Genomic DNA, 22470 nt, shown 5'->3' on the forward strand with positions numbered 1-22470 from the left:
AAAACCTTATGTTTAAGATATTTAGCGGCTCTAAGAAAGCTAAGAAGACCCGCACAGTACCGTTGTTAGAAATTTTGACAATGGCGGCAGAGACTCTGTGGAGTAATAAATTACGCACAGGTCTAACGATGTTGGGCGTGATTATTGGAATTTCATCAGTCATTGCGATTACTTCTGTTGGTCAGGGAGTGCAAAAGGGGGTTGAACAACAGATACAAGCATTGGGTACAGATGTGATCCAAATCTTAGCGGGTGCTGCAAGAAGCGGGAATGTCCGTCAAGGAGTCGGTTCTAGCAGCACCTTGACTTGGGAAGATGCACAGGCGATCGCTACACAAGCGCCATCAGCACAGATGGTTTCTGCTTATCTCCAACGGACTGCCCAAGTTGTATATGCAGGACAGAATACTTCAACAACCATTTATGGCACGGATTTGAACTACCCAGAAGTCAGAAATACCAACCCCCAGCAAGGGAGATATTTCACTCAGGAAGAATTAGATATTGCCGCACAGGTAGCTATTCTTGGCCCCACAGTCCAAAACACACTCTTTGGACAGGGTGTAAATCCTATCGGTGAGCGAATTCGGATTCAGGGAGAGGCTTACGAAGTGATTGGAGTGATGGAACCTAAAGGTTCTCAAGGGCCGATGGATCGAGATGACCAGGTTTTCATTCCTCTAACTAGTATGTCGAAGAGACTAGTTGGGAATAATGCCTTGGTAGGCGTTTCTGTAAATGGAATTTTAGTCAAAGGTGCTAATCAGGAAGAATTAGAAGCTGCTCAGTTTCAAGTCACCAATCTCTTACGGTTGCGTCACAACATTTATCCACCACAAGCTGATGATTTTCGGCTGACCAATCAAGCTGATATTGTTAGCACCTTCACTAATGTGGTGGGTTTATTTACAGTCATGGTAGTAGCGATCGCGGGAATTTCGTTGGTAGTTGGGGGAATTGGTATTGCCAACATTATGCTGGTTTCCGTAGTTGAGCGGACGCGAGAAATCGGCATTCGTAAAGCCGTAGGGGCAACTAATTCTGCAATCCTGAATCAATTTTTAGCCGAAGCGATCGTGATTTCCATTGCTGGTGGAACTATTGGTATGGCCACTGGGATTGTATTAGCCTTTACTGCTGCAAATATTTTCAAATTTCCCTTTGTCATTTCTTTCTTGTCCATCATTGCTGGGTTTGCACTTTCATTGAGCGTTGGCTTAGTTGCTGGGGTGATTCCAGCACGGAACGCATCTAAATTAGATCCAATCACTGCTTTAAGAAGCGACTAAGTTTAAGAGTGCTGAGTGCTGAGTGCTGAGTAGTGAGTAGTGAGTAATGAGTGCCCAGTTGTAAGTTACTTAGTTGTTAATTTTCAAAATTTGAGTAGTCAGTAAAATGAGTAAAGTTGAGCGATTTGAAGATTTGATTGCTTGGCAAAAAGCAAGAATTCTTACTAGAGATATTTATCAGGTTACTCAGCAGGGGGCGTTTGCTAGAGACTTTGGATTATCGGGACAAATACAAAGGGCAGCAGTATCTATCATGTCTAACATTGCAGAGGGATTTGAAAGAAGTTATTTAGGAGAATTTCATCAGTTTCTTTCAATAGCGAAGTCATCTTGTGCAGAATTGCGTTCTCAACTTTATGTAGCTCTAGATGTTGGCTACCTCGATCAAGTCAAATTCAACCAACTTTTAAATCAAGCAGAAGAAGTGGGCAAAATTATTGGCGGTCTTCGCATCTCAGTTAGTAAGCAAAAACATCAAAAAAACTCAGCCCCCATCACTAAAGAAAAGTGCTGAGTAGTGAGGGCTGAGTGCTGAGTAAAAACCCAGTTTTTTCATGCCTTTGAGCAATCAGCACTGTCCTAATCTATGTGACTACGGCTATAAATGAACTCTCACTACTCACTTTACTATTCATTTCTCACTACTCAGCACTCAGCCCTCACTACTCAGCACTCAATTATGCCAACAATGATCTGGATGGAATCTATTACTAAAACTTACTACTTGGGAGAAGTTAGTGTTCCAATACTTAAGGGAATTGAACTCTCTATTGAGGAGGGGGAATATGTCTCGATTATGGGTGCATCAGGTTCGGGAAAATCTACGCTCATGAATATTTTGGGATGTCTGGATCGTCCCACAACTGGGGACTATATTTTTGAAGGGAGAAACCTGACGACTTTTGATGATGATGAATTAGCTTATATTCGTAACCAAAGAATAGGTTTTGTTTTTCAACAATTTAACCTATTGGCGCGGGCAACAGCGCTGGAAAACGTCATGTTACCAATGGTTTATGCTAATTTACCCAAACCAAAACGCCGTGAAAGAGCATTAGAAGCCCTGGAAAAAGTAGGATTAGAAGGACGCACATCTAACCGTCCTAGTCAACTATCTGGGGGACAACAACAACGAGTAGCGATCGCTCGTGCTTTGGTCAACCGACCTGCATTAGTTTTGGCAGACGAGCCAACGGGGGCTTTAGATACCGAAACTTCCCATGAGGTGATGAGTTTGCTAACAGAGCTTAATAACCAAGGAATCACAATTGTTATCGTCACTCATGAGCCAGATATCGCCGCTCAAACCAAAAGAATTATTCGAGTTCAGGATGGCTTGATTGTAGGCTAATTTGTTAAGATTACACCTTGGAGGGGGAATTTAAGATTTAAATCTCTGTAGGTCAATCAGGATCAAAACTTTTGATTTATCCTCAAAAAAGCCTAATTAATGACTACATCTAGATTATGAATTTCAGCTTATTCTTCGCGCATTCTACCTGGATTCCCGTAGCGATTGCTATTCTTTTTCCAACTTTAGCAAGTGCAGCAACTCCCCCAAAACCGCAGAATTCCTCAAGACCTGTACAGGTTCCCGATAACCTCAACCCCAATCCTAATCCTCTCCAATTTCCTACCAAACCGCAGGAAGTACAAATTCAGGGAACTGTGCCAATCAGTTTGGCACAAGCTTTGGAACTAGCAAAACGCAACAATCGAGATTTACAAGTAGCCATATTAGAGCTAGAACGCAGTCGCTCATCCTTACGCGAGTCTCAAGCTGCCTTGCTTCCTACTGTTGGACTCAATAGTAGTTTAACTAACAGTGGTAATGGTTTTACTAGCAATTCATCAGAAGCTAGCACCTCTTTCAATGGTTCAGCACAACTGAATTATGACCTCTATACTTCTGGAAACCGACAAGGTGCTATCCGAGCCGCAGAGGAACAGCTAAGGGTAGATGAGTTAGATGTTGAGAGTACATCTCTGGAAATCGAGTTGAATGTCACGACCGAATATTACGATTTGCAAGAAGCAGATGAACAAGTACGAATTAATCGGTCTGCTGTGGAAAATGCCCAGGCTAGTTTACGAGATACCCAAGCGAGAGAACAGGCTGGAGTAGGTACGCGGTTCGATGTGCTGCAAGCTCAAGTGAATTTAGCAAACGCCCAACAACTACTGACTAATGCTATCTCAGACCAGCAAGTTGCTCGTCGTCAGTTAGCAACTCGGTTAAGTTTGGCACAATCAGTTAATATCGCTGCGGCAGATCCAGTACAATTAGCGGGCCTTTGGCAGCCAACACTTGAAGAAACTATTGTCAGAGCCTTTCAAAATCGTCCAGAACTGCAACAGCAATTAGCACAACGTAACATTAGTGAGCAACAGCGACGACAAGCACTTTCACAGTTAGGGCCGCAACTTAGTTTGACAGGTAACTATAACTTGATAGATCGGTTTGATGATGGCGTCGGCGTTACTGATGGCTATTCAGTGGGAATTCAAGGAAATTTAAATTTGTATGATGGGGGAGCAGCAAGAGCAAGAGCGGCTCAGTCGAAAGCTAATATTGCGATCGCAGAGAGTCAATTTGGTAGCCAGCGTGACATCATCCGCTTTAATGTCGAACAGTTTTACTCTCAATTGCAAGCCAATTTAGAGAATGTGCAAACTTCTAGTGTGGCTTTAAATCAAGCCAGAGAAGCTTTGAATTTAGCAAGGCTCAGGTTCCAAGCTGGTGTGGGCACTCAAACAGAGGTAATTGCAGCTGAAAATGACCTGACAAGAGCAGAAGGTAATCGAATCACAGCTATTTTGGATTACAATCGCGCTCTAGCTAGTTTGCAAAGATCAGTCACTTCCAGGGCTTCGCGTTAAGGTCAAATCACTAAATAAATTCAAGCTGTTTGTCGTTTTTAGGTAGAAGCGAGTTGGCATCCACCGTAATTTGATCCACTTCAAGATTAAGATCAATGGGTAAAACTTAGATTTTATTAATCTCCAAAAAAGGATGAGTTATAACCACAAGCTTAAAATCCTACCTTTTATAGTAATTTTTTTGTTAATACTTGAATGCTTGCTGGTTAACCCAAATGCCATAGCAAGAGCAGATTCTCCATCGACCACGGTTTACGAACAACGGCTTATCCACAGTCCAGATGGTATCGGCAAATACTACATGGGGCGAGAAATTGCCCAAGTTATGGGATACACTGGCGCTGGCTGGCTAGAACGTCCCAGCCGAGAGGGAGAGGAACAGCCAAGTAAAATAGTCAGTCTCCTTAACCTTAAACCTAACAATGTAGTAGCAGATATTGGTGCTGGTACAGGTTACTTAAGCTTTCGCATTGCACCGTTATTAACAGATGGGAAGGTATTGGCTGTAGATGTTCAGCCAGAAATGTTAGAAATCATTGAGTTATTCAAAAAAGAGAAAAATATCACCAATGTTGAGCCTGTTTTGGCAACTCTTAGTAACCCCAACTTACCATCTGAAAGTATCGATTTAGCCTTGATGGTAGATGCTTATCATGAACTTGAGTATCCCCAAGAAGTGATGCAAGGAATTGTGAAAGCACTTAAACCAGGTGGTCGGGTAGTGTTGGTTGAGTACAGGAGTGAAAATCCTTTTATTATGATTAAAGGTCTGCACAAAATGACTCAAAAGCAAGTCCGCAAAGAAATGCAATCAGTTGGTTTGGTTTGGCGGGAAACCAAAAACTTGTTACCTCAACAGCATTTAATGGTGTTTGAGAAACCCAATACTAATTCGTAATTCGTAATTAAGGTGTCAAGCCATAATAAAGTAAGACTCCTTGCCAGAGCAGAAAATCATGGTCAACTTATCACTCAAGCGGCGAATTCCTCCTTTAGAAAATGGCGATCGCCTCACTCGCTACGAATTTGAGCGACGCTATCAAGCAATGCCCCGTCATCAAAAGGCAGAATTAATTGAAGGAGTTGTATACTTGGCATCCCCATTACGCTTTGAAAGTCATGCTGAACCACATGGTCATCTAATAGGTTGGTTATGGACTTACCAAATTGCCACTCCTGGGGTGAGATTGGGAATTGAACCAACAGTCCGCTTAGATCGAGACAATGAGCCACAACCAGATGGAGTGCTATTAATAACACCAACATCTCAGGGACAATCTCGTTTAAGTGATGATGATTACATCGAAGGTGCGCCAGAACTCGTAATAGAGATTGCAGCTAGCAGTGTTGCTATTGATTTACATGACAAGAAAAAAGTCTATGGTCGTAACGGGGTAAAAGAATACATTATTTGGCAAATATTTGAAAATAAATTAGATTGGTTTTGCCTGCAACAAGGAGAATATGTGTCCTTAGAACTGGACGCAGATGGAATTATCAAAAGTAAAGTTTTTCCTGGTTTGTGGTTGTCAATGTCAGATTTACTTGCTGGCAATATGCCGCAAGTATTGGCTGTCTTGCAGTTGGGATTAGATTCGCCAGAACATCAAATGTTTGTGCAGCAATTGTCTGGGGAAGAAAGATAGTTAGTCAGAATTCAGGAGTCAGAATTCAGGAATCAGGGATATTTGGCATCAGTCTATTTTTTGGGGAATGAGATTGGCGCTTTTGGTTGCACTATCCCAAACAATCCAGCTAAGAGAATCATCTAAATCATCAGGGCTATTTGAAACTTTAAAATATAGCTTTTCTTCACGTTTTCTTTCAATGGCAAAGTCGGCATTTTGAGCATAAGCGACTATAAAACCTTTGTCTCGCAAACAATACATCGCCCAAGCTTTCAATGATTGCTTGTATGGTTCATGTGGAATTGGCGGATTTGTGATTGTATCTTCAATTACTTTAAATAATTGCGTGAGTTTCGCGGTCATCATAGATACTTGTGTTATTACCCTTAAGTTAAATGGCTTCTGGATCGCAACGAATTTCAATCATAAAGCCATCTGGATCGTAAAAATACACTCCTCTACCAGTAGGACGAGTGACTGGGCCGTGTGCGATCGCTATTTTATTTTCTCTGATCACTGTCACCGCGCGATCGAATAACTGCGGATCGATGTCAAAAGCTAGATGATACGCTCTGGTGAACGTCTTTTCTGGATTGGGATCTGGTGGTGATAATTCTGGTTCCCCAAATAAATCCAAAATTGTACCATCGGGAGTGATGAAGTTGGCTACTTTCCCCGATGCGACAAGTTCCACCAGAGTTGCGGGTACTTCGTCGCCTGTAAGTTCGTGCAAACCCAGGATCGTGCCATAAAAGTAGCGCGAGGCTTGCATATCCTGGACGTTGAGGGCAATGTGATGTACTCTTCGCAGATTTCCTGGCGCAAGGATACTTTTCAGGGATTGGGTGCTAGATAGCATAATCAAACACTAGGATAAAAGTTGAACTTTTTTTAAAGTTTACTATTCCTACTAAAAATCTATCATGGCTTTTGATTATTCTTTAGACTGTGGGTAGAGTCAATGGGGGCTATTATGCCCCGCACCAGGTAAATAGCCACGCCTGAATCTGGCGGGTAGGGCTTTCACCTACATCATTCTAAGAGTTCAGCTATTACTAGCTGGAGTGGCTATTTACGGACTGATACCGTGATTCCTCACTCAACGAATCGCACAACTAGTCCTAGTTACCCAGTCCCCATTGCCCCTAATCCCCAGAGGGGGGCCGAGTTCCCCAATCACCTATTTACTTAACTCACAAAATCGTCCCGGTTTCTTTCAAATAAACCCGTGTAAATGGTTCATCTTCACCCAAAGTATAATCTTCAATCAACCCTTTGCGACGAATAGAAATATCATTGCCTTTTCTAATCACCACAGTTGAACCATCGAAAACATCCCGCACCAGAATCATTTCAGTTTCGGTGGGATTATCCAAAACTACCATATTACTATTCTGGTAAAACATCCCCTCTTCTTCTAAGATATTTTCTGCGTACTCGGCAATCAGCAAATCAAGTTTGGGATGGCGCAGCAAAGTTTGGACATTGGTGTTGTAATCTTTGCTTAATACTTTTTTTGAGCGATTCACAAAAACGGCATCACGACAAACAGCGCCTATTGTCCAATCGGGATGTTGCAAAAGGATATGGTCAATTGTCGTTTGCAGTTCTTCAACAGAGATTTTATTGAAGCTAATAATCGGTATTCTCGCATCTGTACCTGACTCAAAAAATGTTTCTAAAATATGAGAAGGCACATCAACGCTTTCACCATCAGAAGGTTTCAGATGCATTAAAATTCCCGGTGCAGCATTGATTTCCAGGATGGCAAAGTTACTGGATTTCCAAGATTCTGCGAGACTTTTGGTAATGACATCAATCCCCAGACAAGTCAGTTGGAAATGTTGGGCAATATCTTGCGCCAAGATAATATTATCGTCATGAACTGTCGGGGTTGCATCGATGCTTATACCTCCGGCTGAAAGATTGGCGACTTTACGCAGGTAAACAGTCCGTCCTTTCTCAATCACGCTGTCTAATGATAAGCGCTGTTCGTCTAGATAGAGTTCCATCGCTTCATCAATCTGAATTTTGCTCATTGGTGAGGTTGGCGTATCTAAACGTGCAGGTTTGCGGTTCTCTTGGCGAATTAACTCTGCAAGCGTTAAGTACCCATCACCGACAACCGATGCTGGCCGGCGTTCTGTGGCGGCGACGAATCGACCATTGACACACAATAAGCGAAAATCCGATCCTGAGATGCTTTTCTCAACAATTATTCGGGTTAGCTGATCTTCAGGAATCGCTGCTAGTGCTCTATTATAAGCAGATACCAGTTCTTTTGAGTCTTGTACATCAGCCGTGACGCCAATTCCTTTGTGGCCTACCACTGGCTTAACTGCCACTGGGTAGCCAATTTCTCTTGCTGCTGCCAAGGCTTCCTTTTCGGAAAAGACAATATCGCCTTTAGGCACTGGGAAACCCAAGGTATTTAAAAATGCCTTACAGTCATCTTTACGGGTAGTGAACTCCGAATCTAGATGGCTATCACAGTTAAATGTTGTTGCTACCCCCCGGACGTGTTTTTTTCCCAAGCCATACTGCATTAATCCTTCTTCCCACAAATAAAAGGCAGGAATACCTTTCTCGTAGGCTGTTCGCAATAGGGCGTAAACTGTAGGGCCACCGTAGACAGATGCGCGAAATCTATCTTGTAGCCTTACTAGTTCTCCATCAAAGGCGAAGTCTTCGTCTTGGGTAATGGCTTCAAACCAATCCCAAACAAAGTAAATGACCTCTCTGGTTGTGCGTTCATGTAGTGATTGGACACTAATCCGTGTGAAATCTGGATATGGCTTAACACTCCAGTGCTTAAGGTGTAAATCCATGTCCAGTTTTCCGACTTCGGATACAACTTGGGCAAATAGATGGGCATGGGATTCGTAAGTTTGATCGCGCAGATTTGGATAGCGATCGCCAACGCTGGCAATATAATCTTCAATGGGCAAAGGCTTTCTAGAGTCAACTAGAGCAAAATCAAATACTAGCGACCCTATATTTAAGTAAGGGTTAGGCCCTATATAATGCTTGAAGTTGAAAATATCGAATACATCCGTTCTTCTAGCATTAATGCGGACTAAATCACTGCTTTTTTGTAGAACCATTGATTACGAACCTTTGGCTAAACACCCTGAAATTTCAATTCTGAGTTCTGGTTTCTCAGACTTATTGATTGTAGATTGATTCAAATTTATTTTGGAGAGTGATGGCTTTGCAATTAAGCTAATCAGAACCCACCCTAACTCTATTGTTAAGTATTTTTAACTATCTTAAGGCATAATTCAATCTCCATTCCTCAGCCAGGAATCAACCTGACTTTTCACGGCATCTGGAAAACCTCTCTCTAAATCTCTCTCCTAAAAGGAGAGACTTTGAATTTTCCCCCTTCCCGCGTCGGGAAGGGGGTTAGGGGGTTAGGTTTTTGGTGGACTTTTCCACATAACGTGAAAAGTCAGAGGAATCAACAACGGTCAATTCATCCTGATGAGTAATCAAAGGTATAACTTTTGAAGGGTGCAAGCTTACCCAAGAATTTGTATAAATAGTGAGGTATCAAAAAGACAGCAAAGGTATGAATAGCACACAAGCTGCTCTAAGAGATGAAATTCGAGAACTTGCTGAGGAAGCTTTTCACCAAAAGCTGATCTCTGGACATGGAGATGGGGCAGATATGAATGAGTATCAAATTGTCTACCAAGGCAAACCCAGACATCTACCACTAGAACAAGCGCGTTTTTTCTTAACTAACTTACTTTACAGAAGTCGGATTCATTAGGAATTGCCATTGGCTAGAGTTAATACCAAATTACTCACGTTTGCACGATAAATCTCCAATCGACAAGTAGCAATATAGCCAACAATGCCTCTAGAAAATAACTCTAGAGGCAGTTGACGTTGTAGATTTTATTTAGTGAGTGAAAATTTAGGTAATTTTTCGGAAAAATCTTTTGGTCTAATTGCGATCGCAAATGTTAATCCTACTTTTATCAAGTAATCTACCATAAGGATGGTTTGATAGTTTTAATTGTCATGGTTTAGTGAAATTTACTAACTCAAATCAGGAAGCATCATGATGGAAAGTCATATTAAACGGCAGTTGGTAATTATTGGCGGAGCCGAAGATAAAGATGGCGATTCCGTAATTTTGCGGGATTTTGTACGACGCGCTGGGGGTACAAAGGCGCACATTGTAATTCTGACAGCAGCAACGGAACTACCAAGAGAAGTGGGAGAAAATTATATCAGAGTGTTTGAGCGCCTGGGAGCCGAGAATACTCGCATTATTGATACAGAAACCCGCGAAGATGCATCTTCATCCACCGCATTGGAAGCAATTAGTAAAGCAACTGGGATATTTTTTACAGGGGGAGATCAAGCTCGAATTACCAGTATCCTCAAGGACACCGAAATCGATGTGGCGATTCACAAACGTTTCTCTGAAGGTATAGTTATCGCAGGCACAAGTGCGGGTGCTGCTGTGATGCCAGATAAAATGATCGTGGAAGGTGATTCGCAGACACATCCTCGGATAGAAACTGTTGAAATGGGCCCAGGTATGGGATTTTTACCAGGGGTAGTAATTGACCAGCATTTCTCTCAGCGGGGACGCTTGGGACGCTTAATTTCAGCTTTAATACTAGAACCTGCTGTTTTGGGATTTGGTATTGACGAAAATACCGCTATGGTGGTGACAGATAACCAAATTGAAGTGATTGGTGAAGGTGCGGTTACGATTGTTGATGAATCAGAAGCTACATATAACAATATGGGCGAAATTTTGAAGGATGAGTCTTTGGCAATTTGTGGAGCAAAGCTTCATATCTTGCCACATGGATTCAAATTTGACCTCAAAACCCGTCAGCCTATCCTAAATAATGTTGCTGTACCAGTTGCTTCAATCAACGCCTAATTTTTAGCTATTTCCAGTATTTTCGACAGCAACACATCCTTGGGTAAAGACGCGATGAATCGCGTCTCTACAAATGGTCTATTTGTCGCATTCTTTTTTCAAATTGGTATAAGCATATAAATTACAGGAGTCAATATTATCAAGGAAGGCAGAGGGCAGGAGGCAGTTTTCCTCCTGTCTCCTTCAATCCTCATGGTCTTGAAGTGAAGCAAGGCTTATGCAAAACTTGAGATCCTTCGCTTCTAGCCTACTTTTAAGGAATTGATTAATGGCGCGTCTAGCCCTGCTGAGTGTATCTAATAAAACTGGTATAATTGACCTAGCCCGTAGCTTGGTTGAAGAATTCGACTTTGATTTAATCAGCAGTGGGGGAACAGCCCAAGCCCTCAAAGATGCGGGACTCCCTGTCACCAAAGTTGCAGATTACACAGGTTCTCCAGAAATTTTAGGTGGTCGAGTCAAAACGCTGCATCCCAGAATTCATGGTGGGATTTTGGCACGGCGCGATTTTCCCGAAGATATTACAGATTTAGAAAATAACCAAATTCGCCCGATTGATTTAGTGGTAGTGAATCTATATCCTTTTGAGGAAACGATCGCTAAACCAGGGGTAACATTATTAGAAGCTGTTGAACAAATTGATATCGGTGGGCCAGCAATGCTACGGGCATCATCGAAAAACTTTGCCCATCTCGCTGTATTATGCGATCCAGCACAGTATGACGAGTATTTACAGGAATTGCGCCAAAATAACGGCGAAGCATCCCTAGAGTTTCGCCAAAAGGCAGCTTTAAAAGGATTTTCGCACACTGCTAGTTATGATCAAGCGATCGCATCTTATCTCGCAGAAGCACAGCAATACACCCTCAGCGGTACACAATTACAATCTCTGCGTTATGGTGAGAATCCCCATCAACCCGCCACCTGGTATCAAACTGGTACTACTTCAACAGGATGGGCAGCTGCAACAAAACTCCAAGGCAAAGAACTTAGTTACAATAACTTAGTTGATTTAGAAGCCGCACGCCGAATTATTGCTGAATTCACTGATATCCCAGCCGCAACGATTATCAAACATACAAATCCTTGTGGTACGGCACTAGGAAGCAGTATTTTTGAAGCCTATCAAAAAGCTTTCAATGCTGATTCTACTTCTGCCTTTGGTGGGATTGTGGCACTCAACCGTCCCATTGATGCGGCGACAGCCAGCGAATTAACCAAAACATTTTTGGAATGTGTGGTTGCACCAAGTTGTGAAGCCGAAGCTGAAGAAATCCTGGCTAAGAAATCTAATGTGCGAGTTTTGACTCTAGCTGATTTGAGCAGTGGCCCCAAGGATACAGTAAAAGCGATCGCAGGTGGTTTCCTTGTCCAAGCTAGCGATGACGTAATTGCTGACGCCAGTCAATGGCAAGTTGTAACTGAACGTCAACCAACAGCCGACGAATTAGCCGAATTGCTGTTTGCGTGGAAAGTTTGTAAACACGTTAAATCCAATGCCATTGTTGTGACAAGCGATCGCACTACACTAGGAGTAGGTGCTGGTCAAATGAACCGTGTCGGCTCAGTTAAAATTGCCCTAGAACAAGCTCAAGAAAAAGCCAAAGGTGCAACTCTAGCCAGTGATGGATTCTTCCCCTTCGATGATTCTGTGAAAACAGCCGCAGCCGCAGGAATTACAGCCATCGTCCAACCAGGAGGAAGTTTGCGCGATAAAGATTCAATCAAAGCTGCTAACGAACTAGGTTTACTGATGGTTTTAACTGGTGTACGTCACTTTTTACACTAAATCATTGACCCTCAAGTGTGCGGTTTTGAAAGTGTCACACAATATACTTGCTCTTTCATAGGAGTGGTGATATATTTTAGTCGTGTGTGAGGAGCAAGTTAAAAATAAAAAGCGCCTGGGGTGGAAACACGGCAACACTCCCAAGCGCTTTTTAATTTGTCAGAAATTGGATTGTTTGTACGATTTTAGATGTGTCACTCAATATACTTGCTATTTGATAGAAGTAGTGATATCCTCTATTTGTGTGTGAGGAGCAAGTTAAGAATAAAAAATGCCTGGGGTGGAAACACGGCAACACTCCCAGGCATTTTTTAATTTGTGTATATAAATTATAGAAATTAACACTTCCAAAATAATTTCATATTTTTACTTCCAGTTAAAGACACGAATATTGTTAAAGTTAATCACGTCAATTTTTATACTCTGAACATAACTTGCTAATTTGAGGTCATCAGTTAGTACAAGATACTTCCCTTTAGATAAAGTCAGGATTCCACAGTCAGTAAGTCCGAATTTGATAAATTTTTCAGTATTAACAGCATCTAAACTATAGGACTAGTATTTGATTTATGAAAAAATCTAAGTATATGTAGGGTGTGTTACGGCTTCCGTAACGCACCAAAATCTTCGGATGGTGCGTTAGCCTACGGCATAACACACCCTACTCAAATATTTTCAGAAATCAAATATGATTCCTATACTTGCGTAGTATTCATCCAAAAGAGCAACATTTTTAACAAATTGAGCAAATATTGCAAAGCACTGAGAACGTTCCTGTTCACCAAGTTGATTTGCAAGGCTATTAACTTCTGTCAGAATATTCGGAGTTGTTACAAGCTTTTGAAAGCGTGCAATAAATGCTAGTAGAAGCTCATAGTCTTCTGGTATAAATTGCTGGGTTCGATTAAATCTAGTTATTCGTTCTTGATTAACACTCCCAACTAAAAAGAGAAGCAGGATATTTGTATCAATTAAAACCCCTTTTTGGCAATAACGACGAATAAGGGAAGCAATCAAATCTTTCATACTTCTCTAATTTTCATTGCCTCTACTTCACCAGTTTGAGAATTTACTTTGAATAATTTATAAACTCGTTCAGATGTTCGAGAAGTAGTAAAAATATTGCTTAGACTTTTTTCAGGTTTATCAAAACCTAATGTAATCAGCCAGAAGCTTTGGTCTTCAGAAATTTCTACTTCTTCAAGTCTTAAATCTGGTAATGAAGATCCCATTATATCTTGTAGGGATTTTAGGTATTCATAGGCAGCATTCACTGCTGTTTTTACATCAATCATAATTTGACTTGCTCTGTTATCTAATTTTTCAATTATTTTTAATATATAGTAGCTGAACGTTGGTAGTGGTAATTGGCTAGCACGTAATTACCAATATTCTCAATATAGAGTACCGCCATAGTTACCATCCATAATCCAAGATTCTCGCAAGGTTAGGTCTTGGATAATACTTTGCCATTTAGTTTTTGGAGTCTCAACCCAACCAGGATTCCAGAACCAAGCATCCAAGTGAATGACTTCTAAGCCTAAAATGGTTCCCAATTCGCGGGCTAGGGTAGATTTACCAGCACCCCCAGAACCAATAATCAAGATTTTCTTCACTTTAGGTTTGCACCTTCTTTTTCAAGCTCAACAGGGTAAGCATTACTCACCCAAATAACCGTCATCAGCGCAACTCAATACGCCGCTACAATAGTACCCTAAGAAGGATTATGCCGAAATAGTGATATTATGACGACTGCTACAACTGTAAAAACTGAGTATGAAGCGATTATTGGTCTAGAAACCCATTGTCAGCTAAGTACTAACACCAAGATTTTTTCTAATAGCTCTACGGCATTCGGTGCTGACCCCAATACTAACATTGACCCGGTTTGTATGGGTTTGCCTGGGGTTTTACCTGTACTCAATGAAAAAGTATTAGAATACGCCGTCAAAGCTGGTTTGGCACTTAATTGTCAAATCGCTAAATACAGCAAGTTTGACCGGAAACAGTATTTTTATCCAGATTTACCCAAAAATTACCAAATTTCTCAATACGATTTACCGATCGCAGAACACGGTTGGTTAGAAATTGAGTTGGTAGATGCTGAGGGGAATCCAACTCGCAAACGCATTGGAATCACGCGTCTGCACATGGAAGAAGATGCTGGGAAATTGGTACACGCAGGTAGCGATCGCCTCTCCGGTTCTTCCTATTCTCTGGTAGACTACAATCGCGCAGGTATCCCATTAGTAGAAATTGTCTCGGAACCGGATTTGCGTTCTGGATTAGAAGCTGCTGAATATGCCGAAGAGTTACGCCGGATTGTGCGGTATCTCGGCGTCAGTGACGGCAATATGCAAGAAGGATCTCTGCGTTGCGATGTCAACATTTCTGTGCGTCCAGTGGGACGAAAGGAATTTGGCACCAAGGTAGAAATTAAAAACATGAACTCCTTCAGCGCCATCCAACGGGCGATTGATTACGAAATTGAGCGCCAAATCGCCGCCATCGAAGCAGGCGATCGCATTATCCAAGAAACTCGGCTGTGGGAAGAAGGCGCTCAACGCACAAGTAGTATGCGGGTGAAGGAAGGTTCTAGCGATTATCGCTACTTCCCCGAACCAGATTTATCACCAATTGAGGTGACAAATGCCCAATTAGAGCAATGGCGCAGCGAATTACCAGAATTACCAGCCCAAAAACGCCATCATTATGAAAGTGAGTTGGGGCTTTCGGCTTACGATGCGCGAGTGTTGACAGAAGATCGTCCAGTAACCGAATATTTTGAAACTGCGATCGCATCTGGAGCAAATCCCAAAGCTGCTGCTAACTGGATTACCCAAGATATTGCAGCCCACCTCAATAAGCAAAAACTTAATATTACTGAAATCGCCCTGACTCCCATCAATTTAGCAGATATCATCACTCGCATTGAAACGGGCAAAATTAGCAATGCTCAAGCTAAACAAAAGTTGCCAGATTTGCTCAGTGGTGTTTCTCCTGAGAAAGCCTTTGCAGGTCTTGAGTTAATCACCGATCCTAGTGTACTAGAACCCATCGTTGATGAAGTTATAGCCGCCAATTCCAAAGAACTAGAAAAGTATCGCAACGGTAATACCAACCTCAAAGGCTTCTTTGTTGGACAAGTTCTGAAAAAGACAGACAAACGTGCCGATCCTAAGCTGACTAACGAATTGGTCGAGAAGAAACTGAACGCCTAGCAGTTTGTTTAATTCCTTTTTATGAGTTTGTAGTAATCACTGAAGTGATTACTACAAACTTATTCACTCTTCGTAATTAATAAGACAGACCAGTACTGTGTCAAGTCAAATGCGCTGGGTAAGGAGTGCAGAGTGGAGTTGTAGTGAGTCTTTCCCCTCTAACCAATGCCCAATGCCCAATGCCCAATGCTCAATGCCCCAATTAAGTATTTTCCCGGTGCTTCTTTACAAAATCTTCATACAAAAGCTGGTGACAACCCGCATACGTAAAATGATATGCTGTGGTAAGTAGATGCACCCTGATGATCTGGAGAGCTGCCTAAGTGGCTCTCTTTTTTATTTTATGTTTGTAGTATTTAGGGATAATCTCATAAGATTATTAGAAATATCCCTCTTCTGTCACTTTCCGGGAAAGTGATCGCTAGAAGCCTCATGAGGCAATCAATACAAGCTATACTATTAGAAAAAAATAGGACTTGTATTTGTTATTAGAAAATAATCGCGCAATCGCTTGTTATACAAAAGCTCTAGATTTTAGAAAAGGCAAATGTTTTCGGAGAGTGACAGAAGAGGGATATAGGAATCATATTTGATTTCTGAAAATATTTGAGTAGGGTGTGTTATGCCGTAGGCTAACGCACCATCCGAAGATTTTGGTGCGTTACGGAAGCCGTAACACACCCTACATATACTTAGATTTTTTCATAAATCAAATACTAGTCCTATAATCTCAATTAATAAGTATTAAACCTTAGAAGATAAATGAGAGAGTGCAGTAATTATATGCACCTTGATGATCTAGAGAGCGGCCTAAGTAGCTCTCCTTTTTTGCTTTGACCTTTCTTATGACGAAAGATAAAAACAATTATGCCAATCGCCAACTGGTGCATTATTATTGCCATCAGCAAATAAAAGAGATTGGGGATTGGAAACTGGGAAGCAGGGGAAGTATAGAAAAACTAATAACTCCTGACTCCTAACTCAGCCCTCAGAACTTTTCTAAGCACAAATTGACATATTTAACCTAATAGTTATAAGGAAAAATAATGGCAGATTGGCAAGAAATAACAGGTGGCATCACAGCACCAAGGGGGTATCAAGCGGCGGGAATTACCGCAGGGTTGAAACCTTCGGGGTTACCAGATTTAGCTTTGATATTCTCAGAAGCAGAAGCGATCGCAGCTGGTGTATTCACCACCAGCCAAGTGAAAGCTGCTTGTGTAGAATATTGTCGCCAACGCTTGCAAGCCAAACAAAGCGCTCGTGCCATCCTCTGCAACGCTGGACAAGCAAACGCCGCTACAGGGACTCAAGGCAACCTTGATACCATAGAATCTGCTCTGGCAGTAGGTCAAGCCCTAAACATTCCATCTGAATCTGTGTTATTGGCTTCCACTGGCGTGATTGGTCAAAGAATTAAGATGGATGCTTTGCGAAGCGGGATTCCCAAAGTAGTAGCAGCACTATCAGATACAGGCTCAGATGCCGCCGCCGGAGCGATTGTTACTACAGACTTGGTGACAAAATCTATTGCTTTAGAGACAACTATAGGCGATCGCCCGGTACGAATTGGTGGGATTGCCAAAGGTTCCGGTATGATTCACCCCAACATGGCAACCATGCTGGCATTTGTTACTTGTGATGCTGTAGTTTCGCCTCACCTTTGGCAACAGATGTTAACAAGGGCCGCTGATAGAAGCTTTAATTCCATTACTGTGGATGGTGATACCAGCACCAACGACAGCTTAATCGCCTTGGCAAACGGTCAATCCCGCACCCCAGCAATTATAGAATGGGGCGCAGAAGCAGAGAAATTAGAGGCGATGTTAACAGCAGTTTGCCAGCATTTAGCCAAAGCGATCGCTCGTGATGGTGAAGGTGCAACTTGTCTCATTGAAGTGGAAGTGACTGGCGCTCATGACGAACTCTCAGCCCGACAAATAGCCAAAACCATCGCCGGTTCATCCTTAGTTAAATCTGCAATTTTTGGACGCGATCCAAATTGGGGACGCATCGCCGCCGCCGCCGGACGTGCAGGTGTACCATTTGAGCAAGAAAACTTGCAAATTAAGCTAGGGGATTTCTTAATGTTAGAAAACGGGCAACCTCTGCAATTTGATCGTGCAGCAGCGAGTGCTTATTTGAAAAAAGCAGCCACAGGTGCTTATCTGCAACAGGATACGGTGTTAATCTCCGTTAACGTTGGCAATGGTTATGGCGTGGGTAAAGCTTGGGGTTGTGATTTGAGTTACGACTACGTGAAGATTAACGCCGAATATACTACGTAACCTACTCCCATTGTTTGCCTTGTAGAGACGCGATTCATCGCGTCTTGAGCCAAGGATATGTTGCAATCATTAATTGAATTGATATCAGAATAGTCTGACAGTTTCTCATACTGTAGCTGGACGGGTGAAAATGCCTAAGAAGCATATAGAACTCAATACGGTTCGGTTAAGCCAAAAACCAGATAGACTGAGGATTATCACCCAAGTGTACTGAGATTGAATGCAACTCAAAGAATTTTCACTATTGGCTATACCCGGTCGTGGCTACCAAGCGCGACAGATATTTTGGACGCTTGCGGCTTGATATAGAAGGCTCGGTTCTTAAAGCCGGATCAACCCAAGGGTTTTCGCCCAATTGTAGCTACTGTTGTGTAGTAGTACGCCCATACTGACGGGTCATCTGCCACAGTGATATATCGCTCTACATCGGCTTGCAAGCACACACCAGTTGCAATGTAGCGTTCTGCCAAATGCTGTGCCGACATCTTCATAATTTGGGAGATGCGTGACCCACCATTTGCAAAAGGCACATAGGTTTCAACCATGATTTTTTCAGACCCAAGCTGCTGGAAAATTTGAGGTAAGCAGCTCCCAAAGCAAGGATCAATACCCATTGACTCATACATCGCCAAGATTGCTTTATTGACCCGATTAACTGACTCTTTGTCAGGGTGAGCGACTGCCTTAGATGTCTCGAAATCTGGCTCCTCAATAACTAGCCAACCGCCTGGCTTAAGAGATTGCCAAATGTTTTCAATAGCCTTTTTCCAATCGCGGATGTGCAGTAATACGTAACGAGCATGGCATACGTCGAAGCACGAGGTATCTAGCTTTTTTTTTGCAATGTCTAGACACCGTACTTCAACGTTAGGTAGATTTGTGTTTTCGATAAAACGTGTGTCAATATCTACTGCTACCACTTTTCCTTGAGCACTCACCTGTTCCGCCATCCAACTCATTATCGATCCCATACCGGCACCAACCTCAAGGGCTGACCATCCTGCTGCAATACCAATTTGAGAAAGCCTGCGACGCGAATCAGGGTCAAACTCATCCTGGATTGCAGATAGCCGGATATGTTCTGTATCATGCTGATTGTCCTGAAAAACATAGTTTTGCGATGACATAGCAGTATCTCTTTTAGGTGTGTTTTGTTTTATCCTATACTCCTTTTTAGAACGCTGGAGATGATGCTTACTGATGAAAGAATCTACCTTATATAGCCTGTTCAGTTGGGTAGTAAGCGCTCCAAGTTAGGTCTCCAACTTTCCCAGTCTTACTATCTCATATCATGTCCACTTAATCATTTATGATATATCATTGCGAGTGGAACGGAGTGAAACGAAGCAATCACAGAATCATTGCGATTACTTCACTCCGCTATCGCTGCGTTCCCTGCGGGAACGCTAAGAGCGAACGTAATGACAAGTATTTAGTCGGACATTATCATCTCACCGCAATGCGCCTCTAAATTACAGGGATAATATAATAGTTGTGATAAATAAAAACTTATAGATGACAAATTACTACTAAATGTAAGTTACAAAAGAAGTGAAAAGAGTCAATCATAAAGTAAACATAATAGTCTTCATAAATAAAAGTTGATATATTAAAAATTATTCCTATAGTTAAGGAAAATAGATAAATTTTTCCTTATACATCCAATCTAATATTTGTTTAATAAATCGAGACTCCGAGTTAACTAATTCGGCTTCAAAGGCTGTAAACTGATTTCAACAAGGTGAATCACACCTCTGCATCACAATAGAAAAGCAGAGTCAATAAATTAACCGAGTTTTTATATAGCTAGCTATTTCATTAAGGAAATGGCTGCGATCGCTTGGAAAAATATAGCTTGATTAATCATTAATAATGCAAGAAACATAAGGTTTTTTGCCTAAATTGTCATAGCTATAAAAAATAACATTTACATTTTCAGGAGATATTTATGACAGAATTTTTTAATCAAATTTCTCGCCGCAAATTCATCTTCACAGCCGGAGCATCTGCGGGTGCTGTATTCCTCAAAGGCTGTTTGGGTAATCCTCCTGAAAACCTTACTGGTGGAAGCAACCAAGTACAGCCAACTGCTCAAACGGTTGCTAATATTAGTCCCGAACAAACACCAGAAACTACTACAGTCAAGTTAGGATATATTCCCATTGTAGAAGCGGCTCCTTTAATTATTGCTAAAGAAAAAGGCTTTTTTGCAAAGTATGGGATGACTAATGTTGACCTTTCCAAACAAGCTTCTTGGGGTGCAGCCAGAGACAACGTAGAAATTGGTTCTGCGGGTGGTGGGATAGATGGCGGTCAATGGCAGATGCCAATGCCACATTTAATTACAGAAGGTTTAATTACCAAGGGCAATCAAAAAATTCCCATGTATGTATTATGTCAATTGATTACGCATGGAAATGGAATTGCGATCGCAAGCAAGCACCAAGGCAAAGGTATTAGTTTACAACTCGCTAGCGCTAAGTCCCTATTCACGGAATTAAAATCTTCAACCCCCTTCACTGCCGCATTCACCTTTCCCCACGTAAACCAAGATTTGTGGATTCGCTACTGGTTAGCAGCAGGCGGCTTAGATCCGGATGCAGATGTCAAATTGCTCACAGTACCAGCCGCGCAAACTGTGGCCAACATGCAAACAGGAACAATGGATGCCTTTAGTACAGGCGACCCCTGGCCATATCGTCTGGTGCAAGACAAAATTGGCTACGTAGCAGCATTAACCGCAGAAATTTGGAAAAATCATCCTGAAGAATATCTAGCCATGAGAGGCGATTGGGTTGATAAAAATCCCAAGGCTACCAAAGCAATTTTAAAAGGAATTATGGAAGCCCAACAATGGCTAGATAATTTTGATAATCGCAAAGAAGCGGCTCAAATTCTGGCTGGACGAAATTATTTCAATCTTTCTTCACCGGAAATATTAGCAGATCCATACCAAGGTAAATATGACATGGGTGATGGTCGCAAGATTGATGATAAATCAATGGCTGCTTACTACTGGAAAGATGAAAAAGGTAGTGTTTCCTATCCCTATAAGAGTCATGATTTGTGGTTCATAGTTGAAAATGTTCGTTGGGGATTTCTGCCAAAAGATTACCTAGATAATAATGCTGCTAAAGCTAAAGAACTTATCAACAAAGTCAACCGCGAAGATATTTGGAAAGAAGCTGCCAAAGAAGCTGGAATTACTACTGCTGATATTCCTACAAATACATCCCGTGGTGTAGAAGAGTTTTTTGATGGCATCAAATTTGACCCCGAAAAGCCAGAAGAATATCTCAAGAGTTTGAAAATCAAAAAGGTCAGTGTTTAGATACGCGATTCATCTCTTGTAGAGACGCGATGAATCGCGTCTAGGACAAATAACAAATAAAAAATAAAATTTGAGGAGAACACAGCATCATGACACTTGCCCAAAAACGCCCTGCAAGCCCTAGATTGAGTAATAGCTTTATATCTAGTCTGAAAAAGCAATTTCCTGACCTGATACCACCTGCGATCGCGATCGCCATCTTCCTCATTCTCTGGCAACTCTTCGCCTGGACTCCCGGCGCCACATTACCAGGGCCAATACAGGTTATCCAAGACACTTGGGTACTCATTCTCTGGCCATTTTATGACCGAGGTGGCATTGATAAAGGTCTATTTTGGCAGATTCTCGCTAGTCTGCAACGGGTTGCTATCAGTTATACCCTAGCTGCGATCGTTGGTATTGGCTTGGGCATTTTGATTGGGGTTAATAGAACCATGTCCAAAGCATTAGACCCCATCTTTCAACTACTGCGGACTGTACCACCTCTAGCTTGGGTTCCAATTTCTTTAGCAGCTTTACGACAAAACGAACCCGCAGCATTATTCGTAATTTTCATTACGGCAATTTGGCCCATCTTAATTAACACTGCTGTCGGTGTTACCCAAATTCCCCAAGATTACAACAACGTCGCCAAAGTTCTCCAACTTAGCCGCAAAGAATATTTCACTAACATTTTGATTCCTGCGGCATTACCCTACATCTTTACCGGTTTGAGAATTGCAATCGGTTTAGCTTGGTTAGCGATTATCGCTGCCGAAATCGTCATGTCCGGTATTGTCGGCATCGGCTTTTTCATCTGGGATGCCTATCAAAATAACAACGTCAGCGAAGTGATTTTAGCTCTAGTTTATATCGGTGTTGTTGGGTTGCTCCTAGATAAAGCAATGGGTTGGCTTCAAAACAAGATTTTACCAGCAGAGCAAAAATAGTCATTGGTCATTAGTCATTTGTAAAAAACTAAGGACTAGGGACTGTTTTCAAACTCGGAGATCCCCCCTAACCCCCCTTAAAAAGGGGGGGAAAGAAATTCTAAAAGCCCCCCTTTTTAAGGGGGGTTGGGGGGATCTTCAAAGACTAGGGTGCTTAAAGCAAGGTTTGAAAACACAACCTAATGACCACTTACCAAGGACAAATA

General features: G+C 41.9%; 21 protein-coding genes. 14 read left to right on the top strand and 7 right to left on the bottom strand.

The window, feature by feature from the left end; translation table 11 throughout:
• The first annotated feature begins 8 nt into the window (after positions 1 to 8).
• From HUN01_RS19655 to HUN01_RS19680, 6 genes are all read left to right on the top strand, one after another.
• A complete protein-coding gene (locus HUN01_RS19655) occupies positions 9 to 1289 on the top strand; it encodes an ABC transporter permease (protein ID WP_181927610.1) in 1281 nt (426 codons plus the stop codon).
• 106 nt (positions 1290 to 1395) lie between these two features.
• On the top strand, positions 1396 to 1803 hold the full coding sequence (locus HUN01_RS19660; RefSeq protein ID WP_181927611.1) for a four helix bundle protein: 408 nt from the start codon (positions 1396 to 1398) through the stop codon (positions 1801 to 1803).
• Between the two features lie 165 nt (positions 1804 to 1968).
• Positions 1969 to 2640: an ABC transporter ATP-binding protein gene (locus HUN01_RS19665; RefSeq protein ID WP_275944576.1), complete on the top strand. Its 672-nt coding sequence runs from the start codon at positions 1969 to 1971 to the stop codon at positions 2638 to 2640.
• 116 nt (positions 2641 to 2756) lie between these two features.
• Positions 2757 to 4169, top strand: a complete 1413-nt coding sequence (locus tag HUN01_RS19670; protein ID WP_181927612.1) for a TolC family protein — start codon at positions 2757 to 2759, stop codon at positions 4167 to 4169.
• 133 nt (positions 4170 to 4302) lie between these two features.
• The gene (locus HUN01_RS19675; protein ID WP_181927613.1) at positions 4303 to 5067 is read left to right on the top strand and encodes a class I SAM-dependent methyltransferase; all 765 of its coding nucleotides are present in this window, start codon (positions 4303 to 4305) and stop codon (positions 5065 to 5067) included.
• Positions 5068 to 5125: 58 nt separating this feature from the next.
• A complete protein-coding gene (locus HUN01_RS19680; RefSeq protein ID WP_181927614.1) occupies positions 5126 to 5815 on the top strand; it encodes a Uma2 family endonuclease in 690 nt (229 codons plus the stop codon).
• Between the two features lie 48 nt (positions 5816 to 5863).
• Here HUN01_RS19680 and HUN01_RS19685 read toward each other — a convergent pair whose 3' ends face one another.
• The 3 genes from HUN01_RS19685 to HUN01_RS19695 form a co-directional block, all read right to left on the bottom strand.
• Complete coding sequence (locus tag HUN01_RS19685; RefSeq protein WP_181932744.1) at positions 5864 to 6160, bottom strand: hypothetical protein; 297 nt, start codon at positions 6158 to 6160, stop codon at positions 5864 to 5866.
• 28 nt (positions 6161 to 6188) lie between these two features.
• Positions 6189 to 6656: a VOC family protein gene (locus tag HUN01_RS19690; protein ID WP_181927615.1), complete on the bottom strand. Its 468-nt coding sequence runs from the start codon at positions 6654 to 6656 to the stop codon at positions 6189 to 6191.
• 334 nt (positions 6657 to 6990) lie between these two features.
• A complete protein-coding gene (locus HUN01_RS19695) occupies positions 6991 to 8901 on the bottom strand; it encodes an ATP-binding protein (RefSeq protein WP_181927616.1) in 1911 nt (636 codons plus the stop codon).
• A 467-nt stretch (positions 8902 to 9368) separates the two neighbouring features.
• Here HUN01_RS19695 and HUN01_RS19700 point away from each other — a divergent pair, with 467 nt between their 5' ends.
• From HUN01_RS19700 to purH, 3 genes are all read left to right on the top strand, one after another.
• Positions 9369 to 9572, top strand: coding sequence for a hypothetical protein (locus HUN01_RS19700; RefSeq protein WP_069074004.1), 204 nt, complete (start codon positions 9369 to 9371; stop codon positions 9570 to 9572).
• 294 nt (positions 9573 to 9866) lie between these two features.
• On the top strand, positions 9867 to 10706 hold the full coding sequence (locus tag HUN01_RS19705) for a cyanophycinase (RefSeq protein WP_181927617.1): 840 nt from the start codon (positions 9867 to 9869) through the stop codon (positions 10704 to 10706).
• A gap of 268 nt (positions 10707 to 10974) precedes the next feature.
• Positions 10975 to 12495, top strand: a complete 1521-nt coding sequence (gene purH, locus HUN01_RS19710; RefSeq protein WP_181927618.1) for a bifunctional phosphoribosylaminoimidazolecarboxamide formyltransferase/IMP cyclohydrolase — start codon at positions 10975 to 10977, stop codon at positions 12493 to 12495.
• 675 nt (positions 12496 to 13170) lie between these two features.
• On the opposite strand, the gene HUN01_RS19715 is transcribed toward purH, so the two are convergent.
• The 3 genes from HUN01_RS19715 to HUN01_RS19725 all read right to left on the bottom strand — a co-directional run bounded on the left by HUN01_RS19715 (position 13171) and on the right by HUN01_RS19725 (position 14111).
• Positions 13171 to 13521, bottom strand: coding sequence for a PIN domain-containing protein (locus HUN01_RS19715; protein WP_238845486.1), 351 nt, complete (start codon positions 13519 to 13521; stop codon positions 13171 to 13173).
• A complete protein-coding gene (locus tag HUN01_RS19720; RefSeq protein WP_181927619.1) occupies positions 13518 to 13790 on the bottom strand; it encodes a hypothetical protein in 273 nt (90 codons plus the stop codon). The genes HUN01_RS19715 and HUN01_RS19720 overlap by 4 nt, the downstream gene beginning before the upstream one ends.
• A gap of 99 nt (positions 13791 to 13889) precedes the next feature.
• A complete protein-coding gene (locus tag HUN01_RS19725; RefSeq protein WP_181927620.1) occupies positions 13890 to 14111 on the bottom strand; it encodes a P-loop NTPase family protein in 222 nt (73 codons plus the stop codon).
• A 129-nt stretch (positions 14112 to 14240) separates the two neighbouring features.
• On the opposite strand from HUN01_RS19725, the gene gatB reads away from it, so the two are divergent.
• Together gatB and argJ are read left to right on the top strand one after the other, a co-directional pair.
• Positions 14241 to 15716 carry an Asp-tRNA(Asn)/Glu-tRNA(Gln) amidotransferase subunit GatB gene (gatB, locus tag HUN01_RS19730; RefSeq protein ID WP_181927621.1) on the top strand — a complete coding sequence of 492 codons (1476 nt, stop codon included), beginning with the start codon at positions 14241 to 14243 and terminating at the stop codon, positions 15714 to 15716.
• A gap of 1046 nt (positions 15717 to 16762) precedes the next feature.
• The gene (gene argJ / locus HUN01_RS19735; RefSeq protein ID WP_181927622.1) at positions 16763 to 18004 is read left to right on the top strand and encodes a bifunctional ornithine acetyltransferase/N-acetylglutamate synthase; all 1242 of its coding nucleotides are present in this window, start codon (positions 16763 to 16765) and stop codon (positions 18002 to 18004) included.
• Positions 18005 to 18336: 332 nt separating this feature from the next.
• Here argJ and HUN01_RS19740 read toward each other — a convergent pair whose 3' ends face one another.
• Positions 18337 to 19131, bottom strand: a complete 795-nt coding sequence (locus HUN01_RS19740; protein ID WP_181927623.1) for a methyltransferase domain-containing protein — start codon at positions 19129 to 19131, stop codon at positions 18337 to 18339.
• A 209-nt stretch (positions 19132 to 19340) separates the two neighbouring features.
• Here HUN01_RS19740 and HUN01_RS36175 point away from each other — a divergent pair, with 209 nt between their 5' ends.
• The 3 genes from HUN01_RS36175 to ntrB all read left to right on the top strand — a co-directional run bounded on the left by HUN01_RS36175 (position 19341) and on the right by ntrB (position 22264).
• On the top strand, positions 19341 to 19475 hold the full coding sequence (locus HUN01_RS36175) for a hypothetical protein (RefSeq protein ID WP_257797985.1): 135 nt from the start codon (positions 19341 to 19343) through the stop codon (positions 19473 to 19475).
• Between the two features lie 477 nt (positions 19476 to 19952).
• Complete coding sequence (locus HUN01_RS19745) at positions 19953 to 21335, top strand: CmpA/NrtA family ABC transporter substrate-binding protein (RefSeq protein WP_181927624.1); 1383 nt, start codon at positions 19953 to 19955, stop codon at positions 21333 to 21335.
• 89 nt (positions 21336 to 21424) lie between these two features.
• Positions 21425 to 22264, top strand: a complete 840-nt coding sequence (ntrB, locus tag HUN01_RS19750) for a nitrate ABC transporter permease (protein WP_181927625.1) — start codon at positions 21425 to 21427, stop codon at positions 22262 to 22264.
• The last annotated feature ends 206 nt before the right edge of the window (positions 22265 to 22470 follow it).

The sequence above is a fragment of the Nostoc edaphicum CCNP1411 genome, from assembly GCF_014023275.1.
GTDB classification, from domain to species: Bacteria; Cyanobacteriota; Cyanobacteriia; order Cyanobacteriales; family Nostocaceae; genus Nostoc; species Nostoc edaphicum_A.

Coding starts and splice junctions, on each gene's coding strand:
- HUN01_RS19655 (WP_181927610.1), top strand. CDS start 9: ATGTTTAAGATATTTAGCGGCTCTAAGAAAGCTAAGAAGACCCGCACA.
- HUN01_RS19660 (WP_181927611.1), top strand. CDS start 1,396: ATGAGTAAAGTTGAGCGATTTGAAGATTTGATTGCTTGGCAAAAAGCA.
- HUN01_RS19665 (WP_275944576.1), top strand. CDS start 1,969: ATGCCAACAATGATCTGGATGGAATCTATTACTAAAACTTACTACTTG.
- HUN01_RS19670 (WP_181927612.1), top strand. CDS start 2,757: ATGAATTTCAGCTTATTCTTCGCGCATTCTACCTGGATTCCCGTAGCG.
- HUN01_RS19675 (WP_181927613.1), top strand. CDS start 4,303: ATGAGTTATAACCACAAGCTTAAAATCCTACCTTTTATAGTAATTTTT.
- HUN01_RS19680 (WP_181927614.1), top strand. CDS start 5,126: ATGGTCAACTTATCACTCAAGCGGCGAATTCCTCCTTTAGAAAATGGC.
- HUN01_RS19685 (WP_181932744.1), bottom strand. CDS start 6,160: ATGACCGCGAAACTCACGCAATTATTTAAAGTAATTGAAGATACAATC.
- HUN01_RS19690 (WP_181927615.1), bottom strand. CDS start 6,656: ATGCTATCTAGCACCCAATCCCTGAAAAGTATCCTTGCGCCAGGAAAT.
- HUN01_RS19695 (WP_181927616.1), bottom strand. CDS start 8,901: ATGGTTCTACAAAAAAGCAGTGATTTAGTCCGCATTAATGCTAGAAGA.
- HUN01_RS19700 (WP_069074004.1), top strand. CDS start 9,369: ATGAATAGCACACAAGCTGCTCTAAGAGATGAAATTCGAGAACTTGCT.
- HUN01_RS19705 (WP_181927617.1), top strand. CDS start 9,867: ATGATGGAAAGTCATATTAAACGGCAGTTGGTAATTATTGGCGGAGCC.
- purH (WP_181927618.1), top strand. CDS start 10,975: ATGGCGCGTCTAGCCCTGCTGAGTGTATCTAATAAAACTGGTATAATT.
- HUN01_RS19715 (WP_238845486.1), bottom strand. CDS start 13,521: ATGAAAGATTTGATTGCTTCCCTTATTCGTCGTTATTGCCAAAAAGGG.
- HUN01_RS19720 (WP_181927619.1), bottom strand. CDS start 13,790: ATGATTGATGTAAAAACAGCAGTGAATGCTGCCTATGAATACCTAAAA.
- gatB (WP_181927621.1), top strand. CDS start 14,241: ATGACGACTGCTACAACTGTAAAAACTGAGTATGAAGCGATTATTGGT.
- argJ (WP_181927622.1), top strand. CDS start 16,763: ATGGCAGATTGGCAAGAAATAACAGGTGGCATCACAGCACCAAGGGGG.
- HUN01_RS19740 (WP_181927623.1), bottom strand. CDS start 19,131: ATGTCATCGCAAAACTATGTTTTTCAGGACAATCAGCATGATACAGAA.
- HUN01_RS19745 (WP_181927624.1), top strand. CDS start 19,953: ATGACAGAATTTTTTAATCAAATTTCTCGCCGCAAATTCATCTTCACA.
- ntrB (WP_181927625.1), top strand. CDS start 21,425: ATGACACTTGCCCAAAAACGCCCTGCAAGCCCTAGATTGAGTAATAGC.